General features: G+C 36.4%; 12 protein-coding genes and 1 riboswitch. Of the genes, 1 reads left to right on the forward strand and 11 read right to left on the reverse strand.

Annotation, left to right across the window (positions count from 1 at the left end; genetic code table 11):
* Positions 1-188: 188 nt before the first annotated feature.
* The 11 genes from cdaS to ACIQYS_RS20665 form a co-directional block, all read right to left on the reverse strand.
* Positions 189-815 carry a sporulation-specific diadenylate cyclase CdaS gene (gene cdaS, locus ACIQYS_RS20615; RefSeq protein ID WP_402984331.1) on the reverse strand — a complete coding sequence of 209 codons (627 nt, stop codon included), beginning with the start codon at positions 813-815 and terminating at the stop codon, positions 189-191.
* Between the two features lie 88 nt (positions 816-903).
* A complete protein-coding gene (locus ACIQYS_RS20620; protein ID WP_402984335.1) occupies positions 904-1,563 on the reverse strand; it encodes an HAD family hydrolase in 660 nt (219 codons plus the stop codon).
* A 114-nt stretch (positions 1,564-1,677) separates the two neighbouring features.
* The gene (locus ACIQYS_RS20625) at positions 1,678-2,319 is read right to left on the reverse strand and encodes a spore coat protein (RefSeq protein WP_402984338.1); all 642 of its coding nucleotides are present in this window, start codon (positions 2,317-2,319) and stop codon (positions 1,678-1,680) included.
* Positions 2,320-2,410: 91 nt separating this feature from the next.
* Positions 2,411-2,857: a hypothetical protein gene (locus tag ACIQYS_RS20630; RefSeq protein ID WP_402984340.1), complete on the reverse strand. Its 447-nt coding sequence runs from the start codon at positions 2,855-2,857 to the stop codon at positions 2,411-2,413.
* Positions 2,854-3,420, reverse strand: coding sequence for an SLOG family protein (locus ACIQYS_RS20635; RefSeq protein WP_402984343.1), 567 nt, complete (start codon positions 3,418-3,420; stop codon positions 2,854-2,856). The genes ACIQYS_RS20630 and ACIQYS_RS20635 overlap by 4 nt, the downstream gene beginning before the upstream one ends.
* Positions 3,421-3,523: 103 nt before the next feature.
* The gene (locus ACIQYS_RS20640; protein WP_402984346.1) at positions 3,524-4,717 is read right to left on the reverse strand and encodes a CaiB/BaiF CoA transferase family protein; all 1,194 of its coding nucleotides are present in this window, start codon (positions 4,715-4,717) and stop codon (positions 3,524-3,526) included.
* A gap of 29 nt (positions 4,718-4,746) precedes the next feature.
* Positions 4,747-5,880 (reverse strand): alpha-hydroxy acid oxidase, encoded by a 1,134-nt coding sequence (locus ACIQYS_RS20645; protein WP_402984349.1) that lies wholly within the window; start codon positions 5,878-5,880, stop codon positions 4,747-4,749.
* Positions 5,881-5,892: 12 nt separating this feature from the next.
* Complete coding sequence (locus ACIQYS_RS20650; protein ID WP_402984352.1) at positions 5,893-6,669, reverse strand: enoyl-CoA hydratase/isomerase family protein; 777 nt, start codon at positions 6,667-6,669, stop codon at positions 5,893-5,895.
* A 14-nt stretch (positions 6,670-6,683) separates the two neighbouring features.
* A complete protein-coding gene (locus tag ACIQYS_RS20655) occupies positions 6,684-7,355 on the reverse strand; it encodes a methionine ABC transporter permease (protein WP_402984356.1) in 672 nt (223 codons plus the stop codon).
* Entirely contained in the window at positions 7,352-8,371 is a 1,020-nt protein-coding gene (locus ACIQYS_RS20660; protein WP_402984360.1) for a methionine ABC transporter ATP-binding protein, read from the reverse strand. The genes ACIQYS_RS20655 and ACIQYS_RS20660 overlap by 4 nt, the downstream gene beginning before the upstream one ends.
* 57 nt (positions 8,372-8,428) lie before the next feature.
* Entirely contained in the window at positions 8,429-9,250 is an 822-nt protein-coding gene (locus tag ACIQYS_RS20665) for a MetQ/NlpA family ABC transporter substrate-binding protein (RefSeq protein WP_402984363.1), read from the reverse strand.
* Positions 9,251-9,343: 93 nt separating this feature from the next.
* Positions 9,344-9,459, reverse strand: a riboswitch (SAM riboswitch).
* Between the two features lie 151 nt (positions 9,460-9,610).
* Here ACIQYS_RS20665 and ACIQYS_RS20670 point away from each other — a divergent pair.
* Entirely contained in the window at positions 9,611-10,117 is a 507-nt protein-coding gene (locus ACIQYS_RS20670) for a PPC domain-containing DNA-binding protein (protein WP_402984366.1), read from the forward strand.
* Positions 10,118-10,800: the final 683 nt, after the last annotated feature.

Here is a 10,800-nt window from a genome sequence, read left to right on the forward strand (position 1 = left end):
ATAGCCACCGCCGTAGCCACCACCGTATCCAAATGACATACACATTCACCACCTATGCTAAGATTAAGGACAGTTCGAATTATATCCTCGTTTTAGTTTATGCGAGTTCTATACTTGGACTTGGACAAATGAGTATAGGAATAGTCGTAGAAACTAGGATTTTTCTAATAAATAGATCATATAATCAATTAAATAATGGGGGAACTAGAAGTAATGATTTGGTTAAGTACTCCGCCCATTGCAAAGGAAACTTTTCCCGTTTCTTCGGAAACGATAAGTACTAAGGCATCAGTTCTTTCCGATAAACCTATTGCTGCACGATGGCGCGTGCCAAGCTTTTTTTCCCCTACAACAATAGCTGATAAGGGGAGAACATTCGCTGCAGAAAATATTTCATTTGCACGGATTAGGACAGCTCCATCATGAAGAGGATTTCCTGGGTAAAAGATAGATTCTAATAAGGAATGGGTGAGGCTTGCTCCAATAGGGGTACCAGGGCGAATAAAAGGATCTAATGGATTGTTTCGCTCAATCACGATTAAAGCCCCATGTCTTTGATGAGATAGATGTTGGATTGCCGTTGATATATCTAAAAATTTATCAGTAAAAGGGGATAAATAACAGTTCAAATAAAAAGAAGCAGCCACAGTCTCTACCTTTTCAAATTGGTCCTTAATAGTAGCAAGCTGTGATAGTATACAAAAGTTATCACTTTCTAATGTTTGTAAACCAATATTCACTTCTTTTGATATGCCCGCTAGCTCTTTTTTTAGTAGCTCTTTTAAAGGTGAAAAATTGCAAACACTTTTTTCCATTTTAGTAGACCTCTTTTCAATTATTCAAACCATTTTGCTTAATTTACCCTTATCAAAATAATTCATTCCTTTGAATTTATAATAGTAATTAAATAATCTCCCACCCACGCTCTTTTGCAACTACTTGTAGTTTTTCTTCCGGATTCACAACTACGGGATTCCCGACAAGTTCTAGTACAGGCAAATCCGAAAAACTATCTCCATATGCATAACTGTTTTTCCAATCAATTTGTTGACCTTCTAATGCTAGTAATATATTCTCCGTTTTTCGAGTTCCATTCACATGTTTGATAAGCGTTCGTGAATCTACATTATTCTCTTTATACGAAATTTCAGTGCCGATAATTTGGTTAAAAGAGATTCCTTTTGTAACTTGTCGTAAAAATTGTGTATATGCCCCAGAAACAAGTAATATATGTATATTTTCAGCTTGATGCTTTTGGAGTCTTGCAATAACAGCTGGATTAAAATCTTTTTGCACTGGTTTCGTTAGTTCTTCAAAGTAAGCAATTATTTCTTTTTCATGTATCCCATTAAATGCTTCTATATATAATTGCATCGAACGTTCTTTCATTTTGGCATCTGGATACAGTTTCAATTTATTTGCTAAATAAGGCGGGACGATAGATCTGTAAAAGCGTTTATATTTTGTTCGATAAATGGGGTGTTCTTTCAAATGGTTCATCAACAATTTGAATGTTTCTTCAGCATATAAAGTTCCGTCGAAGTCAAAAATTGCAACTTTCATTCCATTCACCTTTGCTTTCCATAGTATGTGATTATTACTAATTATACGTTAAATTGAAAGGGAAACAATGGATAATAAAAACTCGTCCCTACTGCAAATAGGGACGAGTTACTATTATTGCACTTGGTTGTTCATCTGATGTCCACCTTGTGCAGGAGCAAAAGCATTTAGCAAACCTTGCATATCCTGCTGATCAAGCTGTGGAACCTGGTAATAATGATGTTTGTTTTGATAAATAGCAAGCTCATATGCCATTTCAATACAGTTCGGAATGGAGTCTGCAAGAACTCGACGAACAACAGGATTCGTTGTTTCTAAAGCAGCAGCTGTTTTCATTGTTGCAGAAGCTTTTGCAGCGCCAAGTAAATATCCAGAAATCATTTCGTCTGTAATTTCATTAGGACTTTGTACTGGCTTTTTCGGTTGGGTCTGCTTCATTCCATAAATAAAATCATTGCCACCTTGCATTTTATAGCTAGAAGTAGGATGGGAAGGATCTGTACCCGTTTTAAAACATTCTACCGTAATATTGTATTCATCCAATGCGAATGCATGTTGACGATTTAAAATATTGAGTAGCTCTTGATCTTTTACATGTGGGCGAAGTATCGTTTTTAAGTTCAATCCAGAAACAACTGTCGATAACACTTCATGAACATCAAATAATTCATGACCACCATGGTTCATTTGTTGTGGAACATTTCCAGTCTGCATATTTTGATGTGTTTGACCTTGGTCAAATGAGTTTTGATTCATTCGAATTTTTCCTCCTTATAGAAAATGTGATGGGTCATCTTCTATAGTTTGGTCAATTCAATTGGTGATATGCAGAGGTGTTTAAACAATATTAATTTTCGATTGCTTGAACTAAGGTAGCGATGAATGCTAGCAAAAATTGAAACGCATCTTCTATTGTAAAGATTTCACTAAATTGATGGATATAATCTAATGGTAAATTGATTTCCCATAAGCCTTCATCTCCCGAGAACATCATGCTATAGTTCATCTTTTCTTTGTTATAATGTTCGTTTAAATAAGTTTCTATTTTGGATGCAAATTTTTTCTGAACGGCAAGTCCAAACATTGCGGTGTATACTTCAAATACTTCATCGTATTCTAATACTAATCCATCTACTTTTAGTGCATTTAAATTTTCCGATTGCAAAAAGACATACTCATTTTTCTTTTCTTTGAAGTGAGATAGAGGAGTATTTAAAAACTCCATTGAATCTTTCGCTATTAGTTCTTCCGTTTCTTTATCATATCTTTCACATAATACCGTTTGTTTACTCATATAAAATCATTCCTCGTTTCTTCTGCAATTTCTTCCGCAATTGTTTGAAGGTCATAAGCATCGATTGTAAATAGCGAATAGTTTTTCTTCTCCATATATTGCTCGGCTAATTTTTTTATAAACTTCGGAGAACCTTCATTTTCTTCGTCGTAAACAATAAGTATACCATCTGAATTACGGAGTAAGAATTTATTTTTTTCGATGAACTGCCATGGTGCTTCGTAAGGTCTCTTCGTCAAGCTTGTTTCATAATCCGCTTGAAATAATAAACTTCTGTATTTTTCTTGTTTCTGCTCGTTCCAATTCTTTTCTTGGTCTAAAAAAGGAGTGATAATAGCGTACTTTACGTGAGGATACTCTTTTTTCATCTCGAGTACGAGCTCAGCTGTCCATGTTTCTACACCTTGCTGTCCACTTAGTATAACCCATTCCAATCCTTCATCTATTAGCCCAAGTAACCTGTTTTTAATCGCTTGCTTGATGATTGGGATGCCTGCATGGGTATCATTGAATATACCTAATTCATGTGCTTTATACCCTGTTACTACTAATCGTTTTACCATTTCAATTACCTTCTTTGTTGAATAACTATCGTTAATCATACCATGATATAGAAATGATTTAAAATGGATCACAATTAAAAAGACCGATTGCAATCGCAATCGGTTAGTAGTTTAGTACGCTATTTTTCATAAATGAATCAATCTCATCCAGCGAATAGCCAAGCTCTACTAGCACTTCTTTATTATGCTGACCCAGAAGGGGAGCAGGGCTTCTAAATTGTCCTGGAGTTTCCGAAAATTTAGCAGGGAAGCCTAATGTTTTCATTGCTCCAGCTACTGGATGTTCATAATCTAAAATCATTTCTCTAGAAATAATATGCTCATCCGCAAGTGTTTGGTCATATGAATAAATAGGGCCAGAGGGGATTCCATTTTTGTCTAATAAATCTAACCAATACACAGAATCCTCTTCTTTTAATACATTTTCCATTTCTATTTCTAGCTCATCTACATGTTGTGCACGAATACTATTCGTTAAAAAACGTTCATCCTGTATCCATTCCGGTTTATGTACAACTGCTAAACAAAACTTTTCCCATAATTTTTGATTGGCTGCACCTATTAGTATAAAGCCGTCTTTTGTTTTATAGCCTTGATAAGGAGCAGACACGCGGTGCGCAGTACCATTTCTACGAGGAATTTCTCCTTTACCGAAATAAGCTGCTGCTTCCCAAACTGTCCAAGCAAGTCCAGAATCTACAAGTGAAACGTCAATATATTGACCAATACCCGACTTTAACCGGTGAATATAGGCCGCTAAAATAGATTGAATGGCCGTTTGCGCAGCGGCAATATCATGAATGGCAATACCGACTTTAACCGGTTTTCCTGTGCGTTCACCGGTCATATCTATTAGACCGGACAACCCTTGTGCCATAATATCAAATCCGCCCTTATTTTTATAAGGACCTGTTTGACCATAACCTGAAATCGAACAATAGATAAGTCTAGGATTAATCGATTTAAGCGTATCATAATCAATGCTAAGTTTTTGGGTAACCCCTGGGCGGTAATTTTCAATAAAGACATCTGCATCTTCTATTAGTTTATATAAAACTTGTAATCCTTCATCTGTTTTTAAATTAAGGCAAATCCCGCGTTTATTGCGATTTACCATCATATACATATAGCTCTCTTCTTTAATATATGGTCCCATCGTGCGAGTGTCATCGCCATTTGGAAATTTTTCTACTTTGACAACGTCCGCTCCCATATCTCCAAGTACCATCGTGCAATATGGTCCGGCTAATACTTGAGATAAGTCGACCACTTTCATTCCTTTTAATGCTTGTTCCATCGTAAATTTACCACCTTTAATAAATATCCTTAGCTTTTAACTACTTTTAACTTGTGAAGATCATTTACATGGCTTATGCCACTTAAAGAAATGGAGACCTTTGTTTCTTCAAGGAAGCTTTCTAATACACGTTCAACTCCCGCTTGACCACCAGCAGCTAATCCCCACACGAAAGGGCGGCCGATACATACAGCGGTTGCACCTAGTGCTAAAGCTTTTAAAGCATCCGATCCACGTCGGATCCCACTATCAAATAATACTGGAATTCTACCGTTGACTGCTTCCACTATTTGCGGAAGTGCATCAATACTTGCGATGACGCCATCTAACTGGCGGCCACCGTGATTCGATACGATAATGCCGTCAATTCCTTTTTCTATTGCAAGTATTGCATCATCTGGATGCAGTATGCCTTTAATGAGTATTGGTAAAGAAGTCTGTTCTCTCAGTTCGGCAATAGCGTCCCAATTTAATGAAGGATGATATAGATAATCTACGATGCCATTAATAATAGCATCCTCCGTTTGATCCGGCAGGGAAGCCATAAACACAGGATCCGTTATAAAGTTCCCCTTTGCTAATCCTTTTTTAAGCGGAGAGAATTGGTTACGCACGTCTTCTTCACGCCAACCGAGCATAACAGTATCAACTGTTACGACTATCGCTTTGTAACCTGCCTTTTCGGCTCTTTTTACGATACTATAAGAAATTTCTTTGTTTTCGGACCAATATAATTGAAACCATTTTGTGCTACCTTCTGTTGCTGTAGCAATTTCTTCTATCGAATAGCTAGAAACAGTGCTTTGAATATAAGGGAAGTTATACTTCGCTGCAGCTTTTGCTACTGCTATTTCTCCGTCTTCATGCGCAATTTTATTCATTCCAACAGGAGCGATGAAAAGGGGATGCGGGTATATTTGGCCAAACAATGTAATCTCCGTATTTAACGTCGAAACATCGTTTAGAAATCTAGGGACAATGGAATAGTTCGCAAATGATTCCGTATTTTTTCGTAACGTTTCTTCTCCGCCAGCGGAAGAGCGAATGTATCCAAATGGACCACCTTCTAATTTTTCTTTAGCTGCCTGTTCTAATTCCCTAAAATTTATAGGATGTTTTTCTTCAGAACCAATATTTTTTAATAATAAATCTAAGTTTGACATGCGTACCACTCCTTATGAAAAATTAGGTTTTCTTTTTTCTAAAAACGCAGCAATGCCTTCTTTATAATCTTCTGAACTAAATGAATCTAAAATAAGCTGTTCGATTTCTTTTGTTTCTTCATTTTCACCGTCGATAATCGATTGAATAACTTGCTTGATCCCATTATTTGCAACAGAAGATTTTCGAATAATTTGTCTCGCAAATTCTAAACACTTTTCTTCAATTTCTTCCATTGAATATACGTAATCGATTAAGCCAATTTCTTTTCCTTCTTCAGCACGAATCAATTTAGCTGTATATAATAATTCCTTTGCTTTCGATGGACCAATTAAGTTTACTAAACGCTTCGTGCTCGTTAAATTGTAAATGATTCCAATATTAGCAGCAGTAATGCCGAGTTTACTTCCAACTGTAGCAAAACGAAAATCACAAGAATTTGCTAATTCTAAGCCACCACCAATGGCAAGTGTTTTAATGAGGGCAATAGTAGGCTTTGGAAAACGATATAGTTTTTCAATCGATTCGAGCGTTGCATCGTTATAATCTTTTGCTTTTTGAGCAGAAAAGCGATTTTCCAGAAACTCTGAAATATCTGCTCCAGCTGAGAAAGCAGTTTCGTCGACACCTTTTAAGATCAATACTTTAATTTGTTGATCCGACTCCAATTCCTCTAATATTGTTCCTAACTGTTTAAACATAGCAAGAGAAAAAGAATTTTTCTTCTCTACCCGATTAAATATAAGCGTTGCGATCGCACCATTTTTTTCTACATATAAATTGTTCGACATTAGATAACCTCCAACTAGTCCTTTTTCAATCTTGCAGCAAGTCTATTTCCAATGGACTGAATACTTTGAACAAGGACAATTAAAATGAAGACAGTAGCATACATAACATCGACTTCATAACGTAAATGTCCAAATCGATAAGCTACATCACCAAGACCACCAGCACCGACCATACCAGCCATTGCGGTTGCTCCTATTAAACTAACAGTAGATATAGTTAAACCCAAAATAATAGAAGGTCGTGCTTCACGTAACATCACATGCCAAATAATCGATCTCGTTTTAATGCCCATCGCTGTATAAGCTTCCACAACACCATTCTCAACTTCCAATAGTGCAGATTCCATAAGTCGTGCAATATAAGGCGCTGTATAAATAACTAAAGGGACGATTACACCTTTTACCCCAATCGTCGTTCCAACAATCGATTTTGTGAAAGGAAGGATGAAGAATAGTAAAATGATAAACGGTATAGAACGCACGATGTTAATTACTAAGTTACAAAGTTGATACAAAAATTTGTTTTGCAAAGGCTGACCTGTTCTTGTTAAGACAATTAAAATCCCAAGGGGAATCCCAATTAATACGGCGAAAAACAAGGAGATTCCAACCATTTGAAACGTTTCAATGACAGACTTTCCGATTATCGGAAGCCATTGATCTGTAAATGTCTCTAATCTACTCATGATTGTCCCTCCAATATCTCAATACCGACGCTGTTTTCCTCTAAAAATTGTAACGCAGCATTTACTTGATCTTTTTCTCCCATTAAATGAATGACGATATTGCCGACAATGCCATTTTTCAATTCAATAATGTTGGCTGTTAATATATTTGGTTGGACATTAAATTTTTTGCTAACTTCAGCAAGTAGCGGCTTTCCTGCACTTTCTCCAACAAAAGTTAAGCGCGTTACGCTACCCGTCACATGTAATTGTGAAATTAAAGCAGGGGATAGATTGCGCTGACTAATTGTATTTAAAAACTTTTTGGTCGTAGGATGCGTAGGTTTCGTAAATAATTGAATCGCATTATTTTGTTCTACGACATGCCCATTCTCCATTACGTATACATGATCACAAATTTTTTGAATGACATTCATCTCATGTGTAATAAGCAATATAGTAATACCTAGCTCTCTATTGATCTTTAATAGAAGATCTAAAATGGAATCGGTTGTTTCTGGGTCAAGTGCGCTAGTTGCTTCATCGCTTAATAAAATTTCTGGTTCTTGTGCAAGTGCTCTTGCAATAGCAACCCGTTGCTTTTGACCGCCAGATAATTGATTTGGATAATTTTTGTGTTTATCTATTAATCCAACGATCTCTAAATATTTTTCTGCTCTATTTTGAACTTCTGCTTTGTTATAACCAAGAAGTTTGAGAGGAATCGCAATATTATCGTAAACAGTAGCTGTTTTTAAAAGGTTGAATCCTTGGAAAATCATCCCTATTTTATTGCGAGCTTCACGTAATTTAGGAAGGGGGAGGGAGGTAGTTTCTACTCCATTTATGTATACTTTTCCTTCTGTTGGTCTTTCGAGTAAATTCACACAACGAATAAGCGTACTTTTTCCAGCACCACTATATCCAATAACTCCATGAATTTCTCCTTTTTTTACGTGTATATTTACGTTGTTTACTGCTTTTACTTTTCCATTTTTACTATTGAATTCTTTTGAAATATTTTCTAATACAATCATCATATGCCTTCCTTTCTAAAGAAAACGTTACCGAAGTCGGTAACGTTTTCAAATCTTTTACTCATCCCAGCCTGGTAATACAGAACCTTGAAACTCTTCTTCAATGAATTGTTTTACTTCTTCTGATTGATAAGCTTTAACAAATTTTTGAATCGTTGGGTCATCTTTATTTTCAGCACGAACAACAATATAGTTTACATATGGTGAGTTAGATGATTCTAGTAAAATAGAATCTGCTTTTGGATTAATCCCGGCAGCTAATGCAAAGTTTGTATTGATCGCAGCAGCGTCTACTTCACTTAACTGTTTTGGAATTTGAGCTGCTTCTAACTCAATAAATTTTAAGTTTTTTGGATTTTCTTCAATGTCGTATATAGAAGCAGTTTCTCTTTTGTCTTCTTTAATTTTGATATAGCCATTTTCTTCTAGGATATATAATGCGCGTGCTCCGTTTGTAGGATCGTTTGGCAATCCAAAAGTTGCGCCATCTGGTAGAGCATCGAAAGAATCATATTTATCCGAGTAAATTCCCATCGGATTTAAGATTGTCTTACCTACAGGTACTAAGTCTGTTCCATGGGCTTCGTTGAACTGTTCTAGGAATGGCTCATGTTGGTAGCTATTTGCATCTAAGTCACTCTCAGATAAAGCTGTGTTTGGTAGGATATAGTCAGAGAAGACTTGGATATCGATTTCTAGCCCGTCTTTAGCAGCTACTTCTTTTGCTACTTCTACGATTTGTTCATGCGGTCCAGCAGTCACTCCAACGAGTAGTTTGTTTTCGTCTAACGCTTTATCTCCACTACTAGAGTCATCTCCACACGCAGCAAGTGCTCCAGTTAATAGTACGCTTGATAATAATAATCCAAATTTTTTCATTTTTAGTTCCTCCTAATAATTATAAGGAAAATTGAATAAATATAAAAGCCTCTCTTCCAAAAGAAAGAGAGGCGCAAAAATACAATCTGTCCTCTCTTATCTTCCAAAACAACATGTTGTTTTGCAGGATTTAGCACCTTTCTACATCCGAAAATATAGATGGTTGCCGAGCTTCAACGGGCCAGTCCCTCAGCTACTCTTGATAAGAGATATAAGCTATTAAATTATTCAGAAGTTCCATAAAAGATAATTTACTACATCAATTCGCTAAAGTCAACAATTTTTTTCAAGTTGAAATATTCTGCCGAAATAGTTTAGAGTAAGTATCAATAAATAAAATATGCAAGGATGATGGATATTATGTCAGCGGTAAAAGTTAATTATGCAACTGGACAGCTTGGAAAAACAGTTGCAGCTAGATTAGTATACGGTACGGATTTACTAGAGGGGATCGAACAATTATGTGCCGAAAACAACATAGAATATGCAACGATAATTAGTTGCTTTGGTAGTTTTCAACGAAGTGGATTCGTCTATTTAGTACCGAACAAAGAATCTATAATTGGCGTAGGATATAATGACTTAATTGTTAAAAAAGGACCGATCGAGTTTTTACAAGGTACGGGGGTTATTTGTAAAAGAGAAGGGGAGTACGAAACTCATTTTCACGGAACAATGTGCGACAAAGAAGGAAATATTTTTGGCGGACATTTTATAAAAGGGGAGAACCCGGTAATAACAGTGGATCTTGTAATAGCAGAAGTTACGGGTATGGAATTCCATCGAAAGTTTGATATAGAAACAGGTGCCAATCAATTTTATCCGGTGGAGAAAAATGCAACGGAACCGAAAAGAATAGAGAAATAAAAAACTACTCTTGTTAAGGATAATGGAGCAAAATAGGGATAATGCGTCGTAAGGAATTAACCGCTAGGATTTCCGCTGCAGGGCGGACGCTTTCCGCCGGGTGAGCGATGAGCCATCGCCGACGCTTCGCGTTCGCCTGCGATGTCTCATCTTCTCACTCATCCGGCAGGAGTCGCCACCCTTCCGCGAAAATCAAAGGAGCTTGCTGACTAATTAGTGTCTCGCTTTATAAACTAAAAATTTTATTAGAATCGAAGAGGAAAATTCATTATAGTAAGTATCTCGTAATAATTGATCCAGTAAATGGATAAGAGCAACCAACTGGTCATTGAAAGGAATTAGTTCTATAAGGTAAGCAACCAAATTAGAACGAGAGCAACCAATTTAAGTGCGGAAGCAATCATTTCCCATATCAAAGAGTTTACTTAATAGGTGACGACTATTAATTTTATAAAAATATACATTATTTGGTGATTTTTAGATAGTGATAGCTGCCACTTTTGCCTTCATGCAGCGGTTCTAATATTTTTTATTGGTTTACTTAGATAAACGCTAATTAGCTAGCACATTTTGTTGATTGAAGTGGAAGGCGGCGACTCCAGGAGCGACCGAGCATAGGTTGCAACATATAGTGGGTGGGATTCCCACCGAGTAAGAACTAGCCATTCGCTCGTAGCGAGTCT

Source organism: Psychrobacillus sp. NPDC096426 (genome assembly GCF_044762745.1).
Classification (GTDB): Bacteria; Bacillota; Bacilli; order Bacillales_A; family Planococcaceae; genus Psychrobacillus.